This is a genomic window from Stutzerimonas stutzeri, from assembly GCF_051028275.1.
GTDB lineage: Bacteria > Pseudomonadota > Gammaproteobacteria > Pseudomonadales > Pseudomonadaceae > Stutzerimonas > Stutzerimonas stutzeri_AS.
Map to the genome: position 1 here is coordinate 510443 of NZ_CP069269.1, position 21616 is coordinate 532058.

At 62.1% G+C, this 21616-nt stretch carries 16 protein-coding genes; 7 read left to right on the plus strand and 9 right to left on the minus strand.

The features are described 5' to 3' along the window. Positions 1–30 precede the first annotated feature (30 nt). From selO to JQR87_RS02325, 5 genes are all read right to left on the minus strand, one after another. Positions 31–1491 carry a protein adenylyltransferase SelO gene (gene selO / locus JQR87_RS02305; protein ID WP_407292984.1) on the minus strand — a complete coding sequence of 487 codons (1461 nt, stop codon included), beginning with the start codon at positions 1489–1491 and terminating at the stop codon, positions 31–33. An 80-nt stretch (positions 1492–1571) separates the two neighbouring features. Beyond that, positions 1572–4874, minus strand: coding sequence for a mechanosensitive channel MscK (mscK, locus tag JQR87_RS02310; protein ID WP_407292981.1), 3303 nt, complete (start codon positions 4872–4874; stop codon positions 1572–1574). A 109-nt stretch (positions 4875–4983) separates the two neighbouring features. Next, entirely contained in the window at positions 4984–6729 is a 1746-nt protein-coding gene (locus tag JQR87_RS02315; protein ID WP_407292979.1) for a potassium/proton antiporter, read from the minus strand. Positions 6730–6926: 197 nt separating this feature from the next. Next, complete coding sequence (locus JQR87_RS02320) at positions 6927–8729, minus strand: acyl-CoA dehydrogenase (RefSeq protein ID WP_407292976.1); 1803 nt, start codon at positions 8727–8729, stop codon at positions 6927–6929. Between the two features lie 119 nt (positions 8730–8848). After that, positions 8849–9754: a polyprenyl synthetase family protein gene (locus JQR87_RS02325; RefSeq protein ID WP_407292974.1), complete on the minus strand. Its 906-nt coding sequence runs from the start codon at positions 9752–9754 to the stop codon at positions 8849–8851. Between the two features lie 118 nt (positions 9755–9872). Between JQR87_RS02325 and fni the strand changes: the two genes are divergently transcribed. The 5 genes from fni to JQR87_RS02350 are packed head-to-tail and all read left to right on the plus strand — an operon-like array spanning position 9873 to position 15860. Continuing rightward, entirely contained in the window at positions 9873–10922 is a 1050-nt protein-coding gene (gene fni / locus JQR87_RS02330; RefSeq protein WP_407292972.1) for a type 2 isopentenyl-diphosphate Delta-isomerase, read from the plus strand. A gap of 46 nt (positions 10923–10968) precedes the next feature. Beyond that, complete coding sequence (locus JQR87_RS02335; protein ID WP_407292970.1) at positions 10969–12258, plus strand: glycosyltransferase; 1290 nt, start codon at positions 10969–10971, stop codon at positions 12256–12258. Then, entirely contained in the window at positions 12251–13417 is a 1167-nt protein-coding gene (gene crtY / locus JQR87_RS02340; RefSeq protein ID WP_407292967.1) for a lycopene beta-cyclase CrtY, read from the plus strand. Before JQR87_RS02335 ends, crtY begins: the two co-directional genes overlap by 8 nt. Then, positions 13414–14931, plus strand: a complete 1518-nt coding sequence (locus JQR87_RS02345; RefSeq protein WP_407292965.1) for a phytoene desaturase — start codon at positions 13414–13416, stop codon at positions 14929–14931. Before crtY ends, JQR87_RS02345 begins: the two co-directional genes overlap by 4 nt. Beyond that, on the plus strand, positions 14928–15860 hold the full coding sequence (locus JQR87_RS02350) for a phytoene/squalene synthase family protein (protein ID WP_407292964.1): 933 nt from the start codon (positions 14928–14930) through the stop codon (positions 15858–15860). The genes JQR87_RS02345 and JQR87_RS02350 overlap by 4 nt, the downstream gene beginning before the upstream one ends. Here the strand turns inward: JQR87_RS02350 and JQR87_RS02355 are convergent. Both JQR87_RS02355 and JQR87_RS02360 read right to left on the minus strand, forming a co-directional pair. Then, a complete protein-coding gene (locus JQR87_RS02355; protein WP_407292963.1) occupies positions 15814–16347 on the minus strand; it encodes a sterol desaturase family protein in 534 nt (177 codons plus the stop codon). The two genes, JQR87_RS02350 and JQR87_RS02355, sit on opposite strands and share 47 nt — an antisense overlap. 92 nt (positions 16348–16439) lie before the next feature. Continuing rightward, a complete protein-coding gene (locus JQR87_RS02360) occupies positions 16440–17483 on the minus strand; it encodes an NAD(P)H-dependent flavin oxidoreductase (protein ID WP_407292961.1) in 1044 nt (347 codons plus the stop codon). Between the two features lie 143 nt (positions 17484–17626). Here JQR87_RS02360 and JQR87_RS02365 point away from each other — a divergent pair, with 143 nt between their 5' ends. Further along, the gene (locus JQR87_RS02365; RefSeq protein ID WP_407292959.1) at positions 17627–18466 is read left to right on the plus strand and encodes a 23S rRNA (adenine(2030)-N(6))-methyltransferase RlmJ; all 840 of its coding nucleotides are present in this window, start codon (positions 17627–17629) and stop codon (positions 18464–18466) included. Positions 18467–18705: 239 nt separating this feature from the next. Here JQR87_RS02365 and JQR87_RS02370 read toward each other — a convergent pair whose 3' ends face one another. Next, positions 18706–19680, minus strand: a complete 975-nt coding sequence (locus tag JQR87_RS02370; RefSeq protein ID WP_407292957.1) for a serine/threonine protein kinase — start codon at positions 19678–19680, stop codon at positions 18706–18708. A 66-nt stretch (positions 19681–19746) separates the two neighbouring features. Further along, positions 19747–20454, minus strand: coding sequence for a ComF family protein (locus JQR87_RS02375; RefSeq protein WP_407292955.1), 708 nt, complete (start codon positions 20452–20454; stop codon positions 19747–19749). A 94-nt stretch (positions 20455–20548) separates the two neighbouring features. Between JQR87_RS02375 and bioB the strand changes: the two genes are divergently transcribed. Beyond that, positions 20549–21607, plus strand: coding sequence for a biotin synthase BioB (bioB, locus tag JQR87_RS02380; protein ID WP_407292953.1), 1059 nt, complete (start codon positions 20549–20551; stop codon positions 21605–21607). Positions 21608–21616 lie beyond the last annotated feature (9 nt).

A 21616-nucleotide genomic window follows, 5' to 3' on the forward strand; every position in this document is an offset into this window, starting at 1 on the left:
GCTGCGCAGCATATTGCGCAGAGCAAGGGCTCAGGATGAGCAGCTGATTTCCAGGTGTTTGCCCCACTCCGGCGGGCGCTCGGCATAGCGCTCCATGCCCGGTTGCTCGTCGAAAGGCCGGCTGAGCACCTGATGCAGCTCACGCACCGGACCGTAGTCGCCCGCTTCGGCGGCTTCGATCGCCTGCTGCGCCAGGTAATTGCGCAGGATGTATTTCGGGTTGGCCGCGTGCATGCCCACCCGGCGCGCCTCCTGATCTGTGCCTTCGCGCTCGGTCCGTTGACGGTAGGTCGCGGCCCAGTCATCGAAAGCTGTGATGTCCACAAAATCCTCGCGCAGGCGAGCCAGGGCATGCTCCGCCGGGCTGTCGCCGAGTTCGCGGAAGAAGCGCGTGTAGTCGATGGCGCTGCTCTGCATTAATTGCAACAAGCGCTGGATCAGCTCCTTGTCATTCTCCTCTGCAGTCTGCAGGCCCAATCGTTTGCGCATCAGATCGAGCCACGCCGCTTCGTAGATCGGCAGGAACAGGTCCATGGTCGCGCGCAATTGCTCGATGCCTATGAAGGGCGTCAGGGCCTGCGCCAGGGCGGCGAGGTTCCAGTGTGCAATTGGCACCTGATTTTCATAGGAGTACCGGCCGGCATGGTCGGAGTGGTTGCAGATGAAGCGTGCATCAAAGTCGTCGAGGAATGCGTAAGGTCCAAAGTCGAAGGTAATGCCGAGGATGGACATGTTGTCAGTGTTCATCACCCCGTGGCAGAAGCCATATGCCTGCCACCGCGCAACCATCTCGGCGGTGCGCTCCAGCACCGCGTGGAAGAAGGCGTGGTAAGGCTCCGGATGTTCCAGGCATTCGATGAAGTGGTTCTCCACGACGTGATCGAGCAGCTTCTTTAGTTCATCGTGCTGCTTGGTGTAGTAGAAAAACTCGAAATGGCCGAAGCGCACGTGACTGGGCGCGAGGCGCATCAACATCGCGCCGCGCTCCTGGCGTTCACGGTAGACCGGCGTATCCGAGCCAGTCACGCAAAGGGCGCGGGAGCTGGGAATACCCAGCGCATGCAGGTGCTCGCTGGCTAGAAACTCGCGGATCGACGAGCGCAGCACGGCACGGCCGTCACCCATGCGGGAATAGGGCGTCATGCCAGCGCCCTTGAGGTGCAGATCCCAATGTTGGCCGGCTTCGTTGACCACTTCACCCAGCAGCAAACCACGCCCATCGCCCAACTGCGGGTTGTAGCTGCCGAACTGATGGCCGGAATAGACCATCGCCCGTGGTTCCGCCGTGCTCCAGAGCTTGTGACCGGAGAACAGTTCAGTGAACAGCGGATCGTCTTTAGTTTCCGGAGCAAGGTCGAGCAAGGCCATGGCGGCTTCGCTAGCCACTACCAGGCGCGGGTGTTCGAGCGGCTGAGGCGTAACTTGGGTTGAAAAAACGTCGCCCAGCTGGGCGAAGCGGTTGTCGAAATGCAGCTCGGTAAGCGTCTTCACGTGGGCTCCGGCACCTTGCGGTTCGGCGCCCTGTGCGGGCGCGCTTTATGTTTGGAGGCTCGGGAAGGCGGCGACGTTCCTCAGGCCTGACTGTCGGCGGGCGGCGTAGTGCCCTGGTTATCGGGTTGAGCAAGCCGTGGCGCGGTGCCCAGGTGCAGTTGTTTGCCGTCAAAGTTTTTCAGGAATACATCGACCTGGCGGAAGGCGATAGAGATACCAGCCTTGGCGAACTCACGATCGATGGCCCGATTGATCTCATCGGTGGCTGGATTGCGGTCGGCGAGGTCGCGTACGTGGATCCGAAGCTCGTGGTCCAGGGTGCTCTCGCCAAAGGTCAGGAAAAACACGAGCGGTTCCGGGTCCTTCAGTACCCGCGGATTATCGTTGGCGGCCTTGTGGAGCAGCTTTTTCACCAGGTCCAGATCAGATCCATAGGCGACGCCCACTTTGATCGTCACCCGGGTGATGGTGTCACTCAGGGACCAGTTCACCAGCTGACTGGTGATGAAGGTCTTGTTCGGGACGATGATGTCCTTGCGGTCGAAGTCGGTGATGGTCGTTGCGCGAATCCGGATTCGGCTGACGGTGCCCGAAAGATTGCCGATGGTCACCACGTCGCCGATCCGCACCGGGCGCTCGAAGAGGATGATCAGGCCCGAAATGAAGTTCGCAAATATCTCCTGCATGCCGAAGCCAAGCCCCACCGAGAGCGCGGCCACCAGCCACTGCAGCTTGTCCCAGCTGACGCCGAGGGTCGATAGCGTCGATACGATGCCGATCCCGGCTAACACATAGGACAGGAGCGTCGTGGTGGCATAAGCGCTGCCCTGCGCCAGGTGCAGTTTCGACAGCACCACCACTTCCAGCAGGCCCGGCAGGTTGCGCGCCAAGGCCACCGTTATGGCAACGATCAGCAGCGCCCCAAGCAGGTTATTGAGGGTGATCGCATTTGTCGTGGCTGCGTCGCCAGAGCCACTGACAAACTCGTAAAGCACGACGTTATCGAGGTAAGAAACCACGCTGATCAGGTCCGCCCAGACCCAATAAAGCACAGCGAAGAACAGGCCGAACATCGCCAGACGGGTCAAGCGCAGAGACTGCTGGTTGACCTGCTCGATGTCGAGGCCGTCTTCACCCGTCGCCTCGCTGCTGTCCATGGGCTCGTCGGGCTGGGTCTCACGCTTGGTCAGGGCGCGCTGGTAAGCAAGCCGGCGAGCGGCGACGGTCAACCCGCGAATCAGCGTCGCCTCGATGACGATCCAGGCCAGCAGGAGGTAAAGCGTATCGATCAGGCGCCCCGTCAGCTTCAGCGCCGTGTAGTAATAGCCGAAACCCACCACCAGGATCAGCGCCAGCGGCAAGATGCTGAACAACAAGCCAATGAAGCGCTGAAGTGGCGTGGCATTCTGGCTGGCCGGGCCTTTGAGCAACAGTCGGGTCAGGCGCCAGCTCATCAGGGCGAAGCAGATCAGCACGACGACGATGCCGATCACATCGTCTACCAGGTTAGCCGGCTGATGTTCGGCAATCGCCACCACGGCTACCAGGGCCATGACCACCAGCCCCAGTCGCCGAATCTCGTTGCGTAGGAAGATGACTTGCGGGCGGAACCAGCCGAAGTGCGTTTCGGCGACCCGATTGGGTGAGAGCATTCGGTACGCGCTGTAGAACACGAGCCAGGCCTGTGCCATCTGATAGAACGCGGCGCCGAGGGCTTCGTTCTGCCCGCGGCCGTCCATTTGCAGCAGATAGCCGCACAAGGCAAGAAACAATGCGCCCGGCAACGCCAGCAGCAGGTTCAGCAACAGCGCCAGGGGGGTGTGCAGTTGACTGTCGTTGCGGAAGTGCCCGATATCGCTGCTCAACGAATCCAGCTTGGCGTTGATCGCCTGACGGCGCCAGAGCAGTAAGCCGATCATCAGCAACAGCGGAACGAAGAACAGCGGCCGTTCCAGTAGGCCCGCGCCTAAGGCCTCGAACACCGAGCCCCAGGGCATGGCCCGCAGCTGACGGTCGAGCAGCGTGGGCACGTTCTTGAACCAGTCCAGATCCAGCGGCCGGTTGCTGGGAATCCAGAACATCTGTTCGTCCAGCGTATTGCGCAGGACCTCGGCCTTGCTCTGAAGTTGACGCTGGTTCAATTGCAGCGTGATCGACTCGCTGAGCAGAGCGTTCAGCGAGTGGTTGAGCCGATCAAGCAGCTCGCCGCGGGTGCGAACCAACTCCAGCAGCGCGCTGCGTAGCTCAGGCGTCACCTCACTCGGAGGCTGGCTGGCCAGCTGCTGCTCGACATAGTCCTCAACGTTGCCGGCGGCTTCGCGGCGTTGGTTCAGCTCGAACTGGTAGAGCCGGATGTCAGCAATCTCATCTGCCAGATTGCTGTCCAGAGAAAGTTGCGGCAGGGCCTGCTTCTGCTGAGACAGTATCTTTGACAGCAGCGGGCTGCCCTCAAGTACAGCGATCTGTTCCTCTAGTGCCTGGTCGGCCTGGTTGAGCGTGTCGAGTTGCTGACGGGTCTGCAGGTTCTGCTGCGTGAGGTCGTTGAGCCGTTCGGTGGCTCGCAAGAGGTAGCCGGACAAACGCTTGTTCTCGGCGCTTTCGACCGGCAGCAGCTTGTCGGAGCCAGTCTTTTCGGCCTTTAGCGAGAACTCGGCAACTGTCTGTTCGGATTCTTCCCGTCGCTTGTTGTTGATTGCCGTCTGCAGCGCCATGGTTTCGCGCTCGGCGCGGGCGATGCGCTCGGAAAGCAGGTCGCGGCGGGCAATGCCCAGATCCTGCAGCAGGCTGTTTCCCGCCAACTCATTGCGGCGTAGTTCGATCTGGGCGTTAAGCGCGGATTTTTCTGCAGCAAGCAGTTCGCGGCGTTCCTCGCTCAGCGGCTTGCCATTCTCGCGGCCGGTCTTGAGCAGCGCATTGATCTCGTCGATCCGTATCTGCGACTTGCTGATGTCGGCCTGGGCGCGCTCAGGTCGAGTCTGCGCGCTGATGATCATGCTGTTGGCTGCGGTCAGCGCTGTCTGCCAAGTGGACAACTCTTCTACGCGGGCTGCCAGGCGTTGCTCGAGGGCGGGCATCTTCAGTTTGGCCAGTTTGTCGACCAGGTCACTGCTGTCGCTGCCCTTGAGTTTGCTCAGTTCTCGCTGGGCCTCGGCGATTTCCTTGGGCGCGCCGGCAAGCTCGGCCTTTAGTTCCGTCAGCCGCTGCTGCGCGGTGGCGGCCTGTTCCGCAAGGCGTTGAGCGCGTTCATCGGCGCTCGGCTGTGCGGCCTTCGCCTCCTCTGCGGCCGGCTTGGGGCCGGTCAGCCCGGGGATGGATTGGGCGAAGCCAGAAGCGGGAACGAAGGCGAGCAAGGTCGCCAGCAAAAGGGTGCGCAAAGATGCCATGGATGTTATCGAGTGAACAAAAGAGTGCGGAGTCTAAGGGCTTGGCAAGGCCTAGGCGAGCCCATAGATCGGAACGCTTACCTTGCCGCGTTACCGGCTGGCCAGCGCCTCAGAAATGAAGCGAAGGACCGGGCTTGTCGCCCTCGGGAAACTTCAGGCCGACCTTGCGGACTTCGCCATGCTCCATGGCCGCAATGGTCCAGGTCAGGCCATTCCACTCGATCTGGTCGCCAGTGACCGGCTTGCCGCCGACGCGCTCGGCCATGAAGTCGCCGATCTGCTGGTCACCATCGACTTCGCCCAGTTTGAGACCGTACAGCGCAGCGAGGGCGCTCATTTGGGCTTCGGCTTCAAGGATGAAATCGCCAAAGAAGCGCATGTCGCGGCCGCGCTGCGGTGCCTCGCTGAAGAGCTTGCCCAGGGCCGGCAGATCCTCTTCGTGGCCGATGACGCAGAGAATGTCGTCCACTTGCAAACGTGTGCTGCCGGAGGGGTGCAGCAGCGCCTTGCCGCGAAATAGCGCGGCGATGCGCGTACCGGTAGGCATCTTCAATTCGCGAAGGGCGGCCCCGACACACCATTTCTTGGCAGTGAGTCGATAGATAAACATCTCCCATTGGCTGGTGGTGTGTATCTGCAGCCCGGCGCGGGAGATCGGCAGCGGCGAGGGCGGCACCTCCACCTTGGCTTTCTTCGCGGCCCAGGTCAGCGTCGTGCCTTGGAACAGCAGCGAAACCAGCACGATGAAAAACGCCACGTTGAAGAACAGCTGGGCGTTTTCCAGGCCAGCCATCAACGGGAATACAGCAAGAATCACAGGTACTGCACCGCGTAGGCCGATCCATGAGATGAAGAGTCGTTCGCGCAGGTGAAAGCTTCGAAACGGTGCCAGCCCGATGAACACGGCCAGCGGGCGGGCGAAGAGGATCATCCACAGAGAAAGAGCCAATGCCGGCAGCGCGATAGGCAGCAGCTGGCTGGGTGTGAGCAGCAAACCGAGCACGAGGAACATGCCGATCTGGCTAAGCCAGGCGAGGCCGTCGAACATGTGCAGGATGCCGTGGCGGTTGCGGATCGGACGGTTGCCCAGCAACAACCCGCAGACATATACGGCGAGGATGCCGCTGCCGCCGATCGCGCCGGACAGTGCATAAATCATGATGCCGCCAGCCACAGCCAGCAGCGGATAGAGACCGTCCGCGACCGAGAGGCGGTTGACCAGGTGCAGCAGCAGCCAGCCGCCGGACAGGCCGAGAAGGGTGCCGATGCCGAATTGTTGCAAGAGGCTGGCAAAGAAGCCCCAGCCAAACCCGGTTTGACCAGAGGCGATCATGTCGATCAGCGCGACGGTCAGAAACATCGCCATGGGGTCGTTGCTGCCCGATTCGATTTCCAGCGTCGAGCCGACCCGTTCGTTCAGGCCCTTGCCATTGAGCAGGTTGAACACCACTGCCGCATCGGTGGAGCCAACGATGGCGCCGATCAAAAGCCCTTGCATCAGCGGCAGGTCGAATAGCCAGGCCGCCGCCAGCCCCGTCAGGCCTGAAGTGACAACCACCCCGGCAGTCGCCAGCGAAAAAGCTGGCCAGAGTGCGACGCGAAAGGTGGCGGCGCGGGTGCGCATGCCACCGTCGAGCAAGATGATCGCAAGGGCCAGGTTACTGATCAGAAAGGCCAGCGAGTAGTCGTCGAAAGCGATCCCGCCGATGCCGTCGACGCCGGCCAGCATGCCTACGCCAAGAAAGATAACCAGGATCGGCACACCGAGTCGGGTCGACAAAGAGCTCATGAGGATGCTCGCCGCAACCAACAGGGCACCGACCAAGAACAGCTGGTTGATGTTGCCGATATCCAAACGCGATCTCCGAAGGTCAGTGCTGCTGACAAACATGCAGGCTGCATGCCAGTGATTCTAACCCGCTGTTTTGACGTGCTGTCAAAAAAGCCGGGCGGTACGTCGGACGCTTCGGGGGAGGGCGGGCGTCACAGCCAGGCGGCTGGACAGGGGGAGTCGCCCGGCACGCGCTGATGCAGCACGCGCCAGGCGTCTGGTCAGAACCAGCCTTCCTGCATGGTCAGGCAGGTGTCGTCACGGCTGGCCAGAAGATCCAGTTCGTGATGGCAGCTCGGCACTTCCCACGTCAGGAAGTAACGGGCGGCTTGTAGCTTGCCGCGATAGAAATCGACGTCTGCCTCGTTGCCCTTCGCCAGGCCCTGTTCAGCGTGAATAGCCTGTTCCAGCCAGCGCCAGCCGATCACGGCGTGACCGAATACCTTGAGATACAGCGCCGAATTGGCCAGCGCCTGGTTGATCTTGCCGGCCATCAGGTCGCCAAGCAGGGCTTGAGTCACCTCGCTCAGGCGTGCCAGCAGCCGCTCCAGCGGCTGGCGCAGTGCATCAAGCGAGCTGTGCTCGCCAGCGCGCTTGCAGGTGCCCTGAATCAGGCCGAGCAACTGACGCAGCCCGGCGCCGCCGTTTTGTGTCAGCTTGCGTGCCAGCAGATCGAGGGACTGAATTCCGTGTGTGCCTTCGTGGATCGGGTTGAGCCGGTTGTCCCGGTAGTACTGCTCGACCGGATATTCGCGGGTGTAACCGTGGCCACCAAGGATTTGTATCGCCATCTCGTTGGCCTTGAGGCAGAACTCCGATGGCCAGGATTTGACGATTGGTGTCAGCAGGTCCAACAGCTCGTGGGCGTTCTTGCGCTCTTCCTCTGTTGCCGCGGTTTGCTCTTCGTCGACGATGCGCGCGGCGTAGAGGCCGAGATCGAAGGCGCCTTCGACGTAGGCTTTCTGCATCAGCAGCATGCGCTTGATGTCGGTGTGCTGGATGATTGGCACCTGAGCCGATGCCGGGTTCTTGCCATCTGGCAGGCGCCCCTGTGGCCGTTCCCGCGCATAGTTGAGCGAGTACAGGTAGCCAGCGTAGCCAAGCATGATCGCGCCCATGCCGACACCAATGCGCGCGTCGTTCATCATCTGGAACATGTACGACAGGCCCTTGTGCGGCTCGCCTACCAGATAGCCGACACAATCGCCGTTGTCGCCGAAGTTCAGGGCCGTGGATGTGGTGCCACGCCAGCCCATCTTGTGGAACAGGCCGGCCAGGATCACGTCGTTGCGCTTGCCGACACTGCCGTCATCGTTGACCAGGAATTTGGGCACGATGAACAGGCTGATGCCTTTTACGCCGGGCGGAGCATCAGGCAGCTTGGCCAGCACCATGTGCACGATGTTTTCCGACAGTGGATGGTCCCCACCGGAAATGAAAATCTTGTTGCCCTTCAGGCGGTAGGTGCCGTCACCGGCCGGCTCGGCACGGGTGCGCAAGTCTGACAGCGACGAGCCAGCGTGCGGCTCGGTCAGCGCCATGGTGCCAAAGAAACGGCCTTCGAGCATGGGCTGAAGGAAGCGCTGTTTCTGCTCGTCACTGCCGAACACCTCGATCAGGTGCGAGGCGCCCATCGTCAGCATCGGATATGAGGAGGTACCGATGTTGGCAGACTGGAAGTGAGCAAAGCAGGCCCGTGACAGCAGATTGGGCAATTGCATGCCGCCATCGTCAAAGCTGCGCGAAGCGTTGTGAAAGCCAGCCTCGATGAACGCATCGACAGCGGGCTTCACTTCCGGGATCAATACCGCTTCACCGTTCTTGTAGATCGGCTCGTTCTCGTCGGCCTTGCGGTTGTGTGGAGCGAAGAGGTTCTCGGCAATGCTGCGGGCGGTATCGATAGCCGCATCGAACGTCTCGCGGCTGTGATCGGCGAAGCGCTCGCGTTGGGTCAGGCCTTCAGCGTCCAGCACTTCGTAGAGTTCGAACGCCAGGTTGCGCGGGCAGAGCAGAGTCTCGGGCATGGATATTCCTCCGTTTACATGCGATCGAGTCTAAGTAGCCTGCAAGATGGCTGCCTAGCACCATACATTCGGTTGATGGGCCGACACAGCAGCGTCTTCTAGGGCTTGCCTGTCCAGCCTCAGTGTGGCCTCGCGCAGAAATACTCAAGCAGCTGTGCCAGATGACCGTCGCCGATGCCCGCGTCGATCAGGTGTTGTTCGGCACGTGCCAGATGCTCTTCGACGTGCTGGCGAGCCGCCTCAGGGCCGAGCAGGGCTACAACGGTGCTTTTGCCGGCGTCTTTGCCGGAATCCTTGCCAATCTGCTGAGGGCTGAGCCCGTCGGCCAAGTCGTCAAGGAGCTGAAAGGCCAGCCCCAGTTCGGTGGCAAAACCGTTGAGATGGCGCGTGCAGCTCGCGCTGGCGTCGGCCAACAGCGCAGCGGACTCCGCCGCAGCCGTGAACAGCGGGCAGGTCTTCAGGCGGTTGGTATGGGCAATGGCTTCGAGCGGGCGGGCGCGCTGCCCCTCGCGCAGATCGTGAAACTGACCGCGAACCAGGCCCTGCGCGCCGGTGGCATGCGAGAGCAGGCACACCAGTTGATTACGTTTCGACGCGTCAATGCTGGCTGCCGAAGCCGCTATGCTGAATGCGTGGCTGAGTAGGGCGACCGAGCCGAGCACCGCGACGTCTTCGCCGAACTGACGGTGGATGGTCGGCCGGCCACGGCGCAGCTCGGCGTTGTCCATGCACGGCATGTCATCAAGAAACAGTGAGGCGGCATGCACCATCTCCAGAGCGCAGGCCAGGTCGAGCCCGGCATTGGCTGCTGTTGTTTCCTGCTGCAGATCCTTGAGGGTCAACAGCAGCAGTAATGGACGGACTCGCTTGCCCGGCGCGAGGGTGCCTTCGCGCATGGCGGTCGCGATCGCGTCCTGCGGGGGCGCAAGCGGTAGCCACTGGCCTAGCCGTTCGTCAACCTGTGCACGCAGCTTACTGACTGTCCCTTCGAAGTCGAGTTGCGTGTCCGGCAAAGCGATGGCCATGACGACCTCCTGTATCGTTTTTCGTTAGATATCGTGACAATACCTGTACAGAGTGTATAAGTCTTGGCACTTTTAATGACCACTACCGTCCACATAAGGTCATCGAACGAGGCGCTGCATGACTAAAGAAACTATTGCGGAACGTAAGAACGACCATCTCGACATCGTTCTCGACCCGCGCCGCGCCTGTTCCGTTATCGATTCAGGCTACGCTGCCCTGACCTTCGAGCACTGTGCGGTTCCGGAGTTGCGTCTGGACGACATCGATATTCGCGCTTCGCTGTTTGGCCGAACCCTTTCGGCACCGTTGCTGATCAGCTCAATGACAGGCGGCGCAGCGCGGGCCACCCAAATCAATCGAAACCTCGCCGAGGCGGCACAGGTGCTCGGCATCGCCCTGGCGGTCGGCTCCCAACGCATCGCGCTGGAAACCGATGCGGATCAGGGGCTGACACGGCAGCTACGCCAACTCGCGCCCTCGATTCCATTGCTGGCCAATTTCGGGGCGGCCCAGCTCGTCGCCGGCTACGGGTTGGACGAGGCGCAGCGAGCCGTCGACATGATTCAGGCCGATGCTCTGATCATTCACCTCAACCCGCTCCAGGAAGCGGTGCAGGTTGGCGGTGATCGTAACTGGCAAGGCGTGTACGCAGCGCTTGAAGCCTTGGCCCTGCGGTTGCCGGTGCCGTTGGTGGCCAAGGAGGTCGGTGCGGGTATCTCACCGAGAGTGGCGCAGCGTTTGCTCGATGTGGGTGTGTCGGTGATCGACGTGGCCGGTGCTGGCGGCACCAGTTGGGCGGCGGTTGAGGCTGAACGCACGGTGGACCCGCAGCAGCGCGCCATTGCCAAGGCATTTACCGGATGGGGCATACCGAGCGCTCAGGCGATTTCTACCGTTCGCCGGGCCTGCCCTGATGCCCAACTGATTGCATCAGGCGGCATTCGAGACGGCATTGATGCGGCCAAGGCAATTCGTCTCGGCGCCGATCTGGTGGGTCAGGCTGCCGGTGTACTGGACGCGGCGCTGATTGGGCCGGAGGCGGTGGTCGAGCATTTTCAGGTGCTGATCGAGCAGCTGCGCATCGCTTGCTTCTGCACCGGCTCGGCCAGTCTGACGGAGCTGACCAAAGCGCCGTTGCTGGCACCCTTCGACCCGTCCCGGTTGTGATGTGTCGTCAGGATTGCCGGCCGACCGACCGGCGAGGTTCGTTCCAATGACTCACTTTGCCGTCATCGGACCGGCTTTTCACAGCCATGTGCGGGCGATGGAGGCCGTCGCGGGTGAGCTGCTGGCCCGCGGTCACCGCGTGACGGTTGTGCATCAGGCAGATGTTGCCGCAATGCTGCGCCATCCGCGCTTGGGTTTTGCGCAAGTTGGTGGGGGGTTGCATCCGCCTGGCTCGCTTCAAGCTGTGATCGATCGCGCCGCGCGGCCTGGCGGGCCCTGGGGAATACGCCGCGTGATTGCCGATATGGCGTCGGCAACCGATATGTTCTGCCGAGACGCGCCAGCCGTGCTTCGCGCGATCGGCGCTGATTGCATCATCGCAGACCAGATGGAGCCGGCCGGTGGGCTTGTGGCCGAGCATCTCGGGCTGCCGTTCGTGTCGGTGGCCTGTGCACTGCCGGTCAATCGCGAAGCGCTGGTGCCGCTGCCGGTCATGCCCTGGCGCTATCGACCGACGCCCTGGGGCGAGCAGCTGAACTTGCACAGCAGCGGCGTCTATGACCGGGCTATGCAAGCGCACGCCGCGGTCATTGCACGCCATGCTGCCGCGTTTGGTCTGCCGCCTCGCCAGCGCCTCGATGAATGCCTGTCACCGCTGCTGCAGCTGAGTCAAACAACGCCCGGCTTCGATTTTCCGCGTACCTCGCTGCCTGAGTATTTTCACTGTGTGGGCCCGTTGCGCTCGACATTGGCGGACGAGCCGCCGTTCGATATTCCGGTCGCCAACGGCCAGCCATTCGTGTTCGCCTCGCTAGGTACCCTTCAAGGGGACAGGTTCGGCCTGTTCCGGAGGATCGCTGAAGCATGCCGCGAGCTGGATGTGCAGGTCCTGATTGCCCATTGCGGTCGTCTTGATGCAGCGCAGGAGCGACGGCTGCTAAAAGCCGGCGCCAGCTGGGTCACTGATTTCGCGCCGCAGCGCGCGGTGCTGGCCCGAGCGGATGCCCTAATTACCCATGCAGGGCTCAACACCGTACTCGACGCGCTGGGAGCAGGTGTGCCGAGTCTGGCCTTGCCAATCGCTTTCGATCAGCCCGGCGTCGCCGCTCGGGTGGTGCACGCTGGCGTGGGTTTGAAAATCGATCCACGCCTGGCCAGTCGTAGGCGCATCGTGCAGGGGCTGCGGCGACTGTTACGCGAACCTGGCTTTGCATGGCGGGCTAAAGAATTGGGCAACGAGGTTCGCGGTGCCGGTGGGACGCTGCGGGCGGCGCAATTGATTGAGGCGGCGCTCGAAGCACAAACGCCCGCTTTACAGGGGGCTGAGCATGGCTGATGCGGACCTGATCCTGGTTGGCGGTGGTCTAGCCAACGGGCTGCTGGCCCTGCGCTTGCGCCAGGCGCGTCCGGATTTGCGGTTGCTGATCATCGAACAGGGCGAAACCCTCGGCGGCAACCATACCTGGTCCTTTCACGAGCACGATCTGACGCCGGCTCAACAAGCGTGGCTGCGGCCGCTGGTGGGTAATCGCTGGACCGGCTACGAGGTGATTTTCCCTGACCTTCATCGCCGGCTGGGCAGTGGCTACGCCAGTATCTTTTCCAATCGGTTTCATCAGCTGCTGATGTCCGAACTGGCCGACGGCGTGCGTCTGAATACACGTGTCAGCCAGGTAGAACCCCAAAAGGTGCGGCTGGCGTGCGGTCAAGTATTGCGGGCCGGTGCTGTGGTCGATGGGCGAGGAGTTCGCCAGACCGCTCAACTGGCCCTCGGCTTCCAGAAGTTCCTGGGGCAGGAGCTGCGACTGCAGAAACCCCATGGCCTGCAAGCACCGATCATTATGGACGCGAGCGTTGCGCAGCAGGATGGCTATCGGTTCGTCTATGTATTGCCGCTCAGCGCCGACACTCTCCTGGTTGAAGACACTTACTACGCGGACGGCGATGCCGTTGCACCGGATACGCTGCGCTACAACATCGGTCGCTATGCCGAGTCGCGCGGGTGGCGCGTCACCGAGACGCTACGTGAAGAGCAGGGTGTACTGCCCATCGTGCTGTCCGGCGACCTGCCGACATTCTGGAACGAGGCGTGTGGCGTGCCACAGACAGGGCTCTCGGCCGCCCTGTTTCATCCGACCACTGGCTATTCGCTGCCCGATGCGGTGCGTCTGGCTGATCACCTGGTCGCGTTGGACCGGTGGGACGCCAATAGCCTGTTCGCGGCAATTCGCGACTACTCACTACTGCAGTGGCGTCAGCGCGGGTTTTTCCGATTGCTCAATCGCATGCTGTTCATGGCCGGGCCGGCAGGTTGCCGCTGGGCAGTGATGCAGCGTTTCTACCGTTTGCGCGAACCGCTGATCCAGCGCTTCTACGCAGCCAACCTGACCACCTGGGACCGCTTGCGCATCGTCTCGGGCAAACCTCCCGTGCCGGTGGGTGAGGCGCTTCGAGCGCTGGCAGCCGGCAATTTGCATCACAAGGACAAACGATGAACGAGGCAACTGGCGCTGTGAAACGGGCAGTGGTGATTGGGGCTGGCTTCGGCGGGCTGGCGCTGGCCATTCGGCTGCAGCGCGCCGGCATTCAGACCACTGTACTGGAGAAGCGCGACAAGCCGGGCGGTCGTGCTTACGTCTATCACGACCAAGGCTTCACCTTTGACGCGGGTCCGACGGTCATCACTGATCCGCCAGCATTGGATGAATTGTTCACCGGCGCTGGCAAGCGCATGGCGGATTACGTCGAGCTGTTACCAGTGAGCCCCTTCTATCGCTTGTGCTGGGAAGACGGCTACAGCTTCGATTACGTCAATGACCAGGCCGAGCTGGATCGGCAAATCCATGCGCTGAACCCGAAGGATGTTGCCGGCTATCAGCGTTTTCTGGCCTATTCCCGTGCGGTGTACGAAGAAGGCTACGTCAAGCTCGGCACCGTGCCCTTTCTGTCGTTCCGAAGCATGATCGGCGTCGCGCCGCAGCTGGCCAAACTCCAAGCCTGGCGCAACGTGTACAGCATGGTGTCGAGCTTTGTGGAGGACGAACGCCTGCGCCAGGCCTTGTCGTTTCACTCCTTGCTGGTGGGCGGCAATCCCTTTGAAACCTCATCGATTTATGCGCTGATCCATGCGCTCGAACGCCAGGGTGGCGTCTGGTTCCCACGCGGTGGCACCGGGGCCCTGGTGCAGGGAATGGTCAGGCTGTTTGAAGACCTGGGTGGCAGGCTGGAGCTGAACGCCGAAGTGGCGCGCATCGAACTGGCCGGGGGCAAGGCGAGCGCGGTGATCACTGGCGACGGCCGTCGCTTCGACATCGACGCCGTGGCTTCGAATGCCGATGTGGTGAACACATACAAGCAGCTGCTCGGTCACGAGCAGCGTGGTCGCGACGAGGCCAAGCGGCTCTCCGGCAAACGCTTCTCCATGTCATTGTTCGTCATTCATTTCGGGCTTAAGCGTCGTCACGATCATCTGCAACATCACACGGTGTGCTTTGGGCCGCGCTACCGCGAGCTGATCGATGAAATCTTCAAGCGCGAAACCCTGGCCGATGATTTTTCCCTTTACCTGCATGCGCCCTGCGTGACGGACCCGTCGCTGGCACCGGAGGGCTGCGCCAGCCACTACGTGCTGGCTCCTGTGCCGCACCTGGGTACGGCAGATATCGACTGGGCAGTCGAAGGGCCAAAGTACCGCGACCGCATTTTCGAATACCTCGAGCGTCACTACATCCCAGGGCTGCGCGAGGACCTGGTGACCCATCGGATCTTTACGCCGCACGATTTCCGCGATGAGCTCAACGCGCATCTGGGGTCGGCGTTCTCGCTTGAGCCGATCCTCACCCAGAGTGCCTGGTTTCGCACCCACAACCGTGATGATGTGATTCCCAACCTGTACATAGTCGGGGCCGGCACCCATCCCGGCGCAGGTGTGCCCGGTGTTGTCGGTTCGGCCAAGGCCACGGCTGGCTTGATGCTGGAGGACGTCATGTCGGAGGAGCGGGCCGGATGAACGACCAGGTCATCGATCACTCAACGCAGGCAATCAACGTCGGCTCCAAGAGCTTTGCGGCCGCGGCGAAGCTGTTCGACGAGCGCACCCGCCAAAGTGCGGTGATGCTCTATGCGTGGTGCCGTCATTGCGATGATGTGATCGACGGGCAGACCCTGGGATACGGCCAGGTAGACGGCGACCGCTCCACGGGCGAAGCGCGCCTTGCCGAGCTGGTGGACCTCACGGAGCGCGCCTATGCCGGCGAGCCGATGAGCGATCCGGCCTTCGCTGCCTTTCAGCAGGTCGTTCAGCGCCACCAGATACCAAGAGAGTATCCATTGGAGCATCTGGCGGGCTTCCGCATGGATGTACAGGACTATCGCTACCAGACACTCGACGACACGCTGCTGTACTGCTATCGCGTCGCCGGAGTGGTGGGCCTGATGATGGCGAAGGTGATGGGCGCTGAAGCGGAGGCGACGCTTGATCGCGCGTGCGACCTTGGGCTGGCATTCCAGCTGACTAACATCGCTCGCGACATCGTAGAAGATGCAGCGATCGGTCGCGTCTATCTGCCGGCCGACTGGCTCGCGGAAGTGGGTATTCGGGCCGGAGAGATCGGCATGTTGCACAACCGGCCGACGCTGGCGCTGCTGGCAGCCCGTCTGGTCGATCTTGCCGAGCCTTACTACCTGTCGGCCTCGCAGGGTTTGCGCGATCTACCACTTCGTTCGGCCTGGTCGATCGCCACGGCACACGGCGTCTACCGGCAGATCGGCGTGGAGGTGAAAGCGCGCGGCTCGGCGGCGTGGGACACGCGTGTCTCGACGACCCGCGCGCAGAAGTTGCAGTTTCTCGCGGGCGGGGGATTGCTGGCGCTGGCTTCGCGTCGGATGCAGATCACGCCGCGTCCTGATTCCCTTTGGAAGCGCCCTCGTCGGGCTTAGCGTTTGTCTTGCGCAACGGTCCATCATGCAGCTCGCGCAGTTGCTGCTTGAGTACCGGCAGTGGCGGCGCATAGAGGAAACCGAAGGACACGCAGCGCTCCTTACCCTCTACCGCATGGTGCAGACGATGCGCCTGATAGAGACGCTTGAGGTAGCCGTTGCGCGGCACATAGCGTAGCGGCCAGCGGTGATGGACCAGACCGTCATGGGCGACGAAATAGAGAAAGCCATAGGCCGTCATCCCGGCGCCGATCCATTCCAGCGGGCCGTAGCCCGCCGTGCCCAGCGCGATCAGCAGGATCGCCACCCCGGCGAATACCACCGCATACAGATCGTTCTTCTCGAACCAGCCGGTGCGCGGCTCATGGTGCGACTTGTGCCAGCCCCAGCCCCAACCATGCATCACGTATTTGTGCGCCCACCACGCGAACAGCTCCATGCCGGCCAAGGTGGCGAGAAATACCAGTGTGTTTGTCAGCACCGTCATATCCGATCCGCTCATCCGCAGGTTGCGTCAGTTTACGCGCTACGCCGTTTTAGCGGACCCCGCACCGACGCCTGGCGCTGCCTATTTGTCGCTTAACCTTTCCAGCCGGACGCGAGCGCTTGAGTCAGCCGTGCCGCGGGTATCGGCTGACAACCGCTAACGTTCTGCCCGGCCCAGAGCGGTGAGAAGTGATCGAGGCCTTGAGGCTCGGCTGCGGCGCGCAAGCTGCCGATGGCATTGCCTGCCAGCGGGAACGCCGGCACGGCGTCTGGCCGGGCACCCAGCTCTCGAATTAGGCGATTGACGATACCGCGGGCCGGCCGACCGGAGAGCAGTGTGGTCAACACGGTGTGCTCGGCGGCTGTGCTCTGCAAGGCTTGACGGTGAAGCGGGCTGGCGCGGCTTTCGTCACAAAGAAGATAAGCGGTGCCGACCTGCACCCCCGCTGCGCCAAGCGCCTGCGCAGCGGATACGCAGCCGGCATCCGCGATCGCGCCTGCAGCGATCACGGGCACGTCCAGCGCGGCAACCAGCTGTGGCAACAATGCAAAGGTGCCGACCTGGCCACTGATGTCCTCGCTTAGAAACATGCCGCGATGACCCCCGGCTTCGACACCCTGAGCAATGACCGCATCGACGCCTTGCTTCTGCAACCAGCGGCCTTCTTCCAGCGTCGTGGCGCTGGAGAGAATCTTGGCGCCGGTCGCTTTGATACGCTCCAGAAGCGCGGGCTCAGGCAGGCCGAAATGGAAGCTGACCACCGGCGGACGGTGCCGCTCCAGCACCTCGGCCATCGCGGCGTCGAAAGGCCGGCGGGTGGCGCCACTGGGGATACTTGCCGGGTCGATCGCGAATTCTTTCAGGTAAGGCGACAGCAAGGCCAGCCAGGCTTCGGTACGCGTGGCGTCCTCGGCGGGTGTCTGATGGCAGAAGAAGTTGACGTTGTAGGGTTTGCGCGTCAGCGCTGTGATCGCCATCAGCTCGGCCTCGAGCGTCTCGGCATTGAGCATGCCGGCCGGAATCGAGCCCAGTCCGCCGGCCTCGGATACCGCTGCAGCGAGTTGATGGTTCTGTGAGCCCGCCATCGGGGCCTGAATCACCGGCAGGCTGATCTCGAACAGGGCGCGAATGTCCATCGGAACTCCTCGTAAGCTAGGCAAGGTTCAGACTGTAGCAGCCATTTGTCTCGGATTTGCACCTGAAGGTGTGGTGCGCCTCGCCACCCCCCTGCGAATCGCCGCGTTGCGCAGTTAGACTGTGCACACTTCAGGAGTGCCCGATGAACTACCGCCACGCTTTTCACGCCGGCAATCACGCCGACGTCTTCAAACACCTCGTGTTGTCCCGTCTGTTCGCCATGCTGGCCCGCAAGGAGGCGCCGTTCGCCTATCTCGACAGTCATGCTGGCGTCGGTCTGTATGACCTGGCAGGCGACCAGGCCAGCCGCACGGGCGAATGGCTGCAGGGCATCTCACGCCTATGGCAGGCGGAGGCTGTGCCAACGATGGCGCAGGGGTATCTCGACGTGATCCGTGAACTCAATCCCGACGGCACGCTGCGTTACTACCCCGGTTCACCGGAGCTGGCGCGGCAGCTGACGCGGCCGCAGGATCGCCTGCAGCTTAACGAAAAGCACCCTGAAGATGGGCGTCTGCTTAAAGACAATATGTCCGGCGACCATCGTGTAGCCGTGCATCTGGGTGAGGGGTGGCATGTGCCGCGTGCGTTGATGCCCACCAAGGAGAAACGCGTGGTCTTGCTGGTCGACCCGCCGTTTGAAAAGGTCGACGAGCTGAGCCGGTGTGTTCAGGCGTTGGGTGAGGCGCTGGGGCGTATGCGCCAGACCATCGGCGTCATCTGGTATCCGATCAAGGACGAGCGTCAGCTCAAACGCTTCTATCAGGACCTGTCACGCAGCGAGGCACCCAAACTGCTACGCGCCGAGCTGTTCGTCCACCCAACCGACGAGGCGCTGCGGCTCAATGGCTCCGGCCTTGCGATCAGCAATCCTCCGTGGGGGCTCGAAGAGGAACTGCGCGAGCTGCTGCCCTGGCTGGCCAAGCTGCTCGGCCAGAGTAAGGGTGGCTGGAGGCTGGATTGGCTGGTGGAAGAAAAGTAACGGCGAAAAACGGGCTCCAGCGAGATTCGCTTCGGCGAGTGAAATCAGAGCCGCACGCCTCGTCTTCGGTAGGAGCGAGCTTGCTCGTGACAGAGGCTGATCGAGGCTGGGAGTAGCCGGGCCGTCCGGATCGCCAGCACGCTGGCTCCTACAGGCGGAAAAGTGGGTAGGGTGGATGTCGCTTCGTATATCCACCGTGGCGCCCGCGATGGATCGGTGAGCGTGCTCCACCCCGCACGTTAAAACTGTTTCAGCGGCTCTTCCTGCATCGCCGACATCTGCTCACGCAAGATCAGCACCTGATCCCCCCAGTAGCGCTCAGTGCCGAACCAGGGAAAGCTCATGGGGAAAGCCGGATCATCCCAGCGGCGGGCCAGCCAGGCGCTGTAGTGCATCAGGCGCAGCGCGCGCAGCGCTTCGATAAGGGGCAGTTCACGCGGGGCAAAGTCATGGAATTCGCTATAGCCTTCCACCAGCTCGGACAGCTGTCCGAGTCGCTCGTGACGTTCGCCTGCCAGCATCATCCAGAGGTCCTGCACCGATGGGCCCATGCGACAGTCGTCCAGATCGACCAGGTGAAACGCATCGTCACGGGCGAGGATGTTGCCGGGGTGACAGTCGCCATGTAGGCGGATCGGCTGAAACTCAGCGCGGGCGAACACTTCGTCGACGCGTTGCAGCAGGTCGCGCGCCACCGACTCATAAGCTGGCAGCAGGCTCTTGGGCACGAAGCCCCCTTCGAGCAGCGTCGCCAGCGATTCATGACCGAGATGCTGCGCATTGAGGGTTTCCCGGTGTTCGAATGGCCGGCTGGCACTGACCGCGTGCATGCGCCCTAGCAACTGGCCGAGCCGGTAAAGCTGATCCAGATTGCCGGGCTCCGGTGCGCGGCCGCCGCGGCGTGGAAAGAGTGCGAAGCGAAAGCCGGCATGTTCGAACAAAGTTCTGCCGTCGCGTTCGATGGGTGCCACGACCGGGATTTCGCGATCGGCCAGTTCATTGGAGAACTGGTGCTCTTCGAGAATGGAGTCGTTGCTCCAGCGGCCGGGGCGGTAGAACTTCGCCACGATCGGCGTTTCGTCCTCGATGCCCACCTGATAGACGCGGTTTTCGTAGCTGTTCAACGCCAGCACGCGAGCGTCGCTGATGAAACCGGTGCTTTCCACCGCATCGAGCACAAGGTCAGGCGTAAGCGTGTCGAAGGGGTGGCTCATGATCAGCTCCATGGTCGGGTAGCCAGTGTATTGCACTGGTGTGTTTACACAACCGCACAGGCCCGGCTACTCGCCGGGCTTGGGCGTCCGCGCCAAGCAATAGACATCCACACGTGCGGCGCCGGCATGCTTGAGCAGACGGGCCAGGGCCTCGGCAGTTGCGCCGGTCGTGAGCACATCGTCGATGATCGCCACGTGACGCCCGGTCAGGCTCCAATCTTCTCTCAGGGCAAACGCCTGTCGGAGGTTTCGCCGCCGAGTGGCCGCATCGAGCTCCTGCTGCGATTGGGTGTCCTGGACCCGCGCCAGGATCTTCGTATCGACTGGGATCGCCAGGGCCGCACTCAGCCAATCAGCGAGCATCTGCGCCTGATTGAAACCGCGCTGGCGCAACCGTTTTCGCGCCAGGGGCACCGGCAACAGCGCATCGGGACGTGGCAAGCCTTCATCGAACGCGTGTCTCAGATGGTGTGACAGCTGCTCCGCCAGTAGCCGGCCGAGCGGCCACTGCGATTGATGTTTGAAACGGCTGATCAGCGTGTCTACGGGGAAGGCGAAGCGCCACGGTACGGTCACCTGATCGAACGTCGGCGGCCGCTTAAGGCATTCGCCACAAATCAGGCCGAACGCCGACAATGGCAAGGCGCATACGGTGCAATGCTCGCGCAGCCAGGGCAGCTCTGTCTCACAGGCTCCGCAAATCGACTGATCCGGTTCGCAGCGCTCATCGCACAGCGAGCAATATTGTTCAACATCTAGCCATCTGTAAACCATGATTCCTTTCCAGGTTGACAGCGCTACGACCTTGGCTAACCATTTCGCATCCGTGCCAGGCCGCCGAGCCGCTTTTAATTACAAGGGAAATTCCATGAGCGCCACTGCCGCTTCCGTTATCCGCCACAACTGGAGCCTCGCCGAAGTCAAGGCGCTCTTCGAACAACCGTTCAATGACTTGATCTTCCAGGCTCAGGGCGTACACCGCCAGCACTTCGATGCCAACCGCGTCCAGGTTTCGACATTGCTGTCGATCAAAACCGGTGCCTGCCCGGAAGACTGCAAGTACTGCCCGCAGTCCGGCCATTACAACACCGGTCTGGACAAAGAAAAGCTGATGGAAGTGGAAAAGGTGCTCAAGGCCGCCGCTGAAGCCAAGGCCATCGGCTCGACCCGCTTCTGCATGGGCGCCGCCTGGAAGCACCCATCCGCCAAAGACATGCCGTACGTTCTCAAGATGGTGGAAGGCGTGAAGGCGCTGGGGCTGGAGACTTGCATGACGCTCGGCAAACTCGATCAGGAGCAGACCAAGGCACTGGCCGATGCGGGGCTGGACTACTACAACCACAACCTGGACACCTCGCCGGAGTTCTACGGCAACATCATCACTACCCGCACCTATGCCGACCGTCTCGAGACGCTGAGCTACGTGCGCGACGCCGGTATGAAAATCTGCTCCGGCGGCATCCTTGGCATGGGTGAGTCGCTGAACGACCGCGCCGGCCTGCTGATTCAACTGGCTAATCTGCCCGAGCATCCCGAGTCGGTGCCCGTCAACATGCTGGTCAAGGTCAAAGGCACACCGCTGGCCGACGAGCAGGATGTCGACCCCTTCGATTTCATCCGCATGCTCGCCGTGGCGCGGATCATGATGCCTAAATCTCACGTGCGTCTGTCGGCCGGTCGCGAGCAGATGAACGAGCAAATGCAGGCGCTGGCCTTCCTGGCGGGTGCCAACTCGATCTTCTACGGCGAGAAACTGCTGACCACCGGAAACCCGCAGGCTGATAAGGACATGCTGTTGTTCAAGCGCCTGGGCATTCAGCCCGAAGCGCGTGAGGAGCATGATGACGAGGTGCACCAGGCTGCGATTGAGCAGGCCCTCGTCGAGCAGCGCGACTCGAGCCAGTTCTACAACGCCGCTTCGGCCTAACCTTCTTTC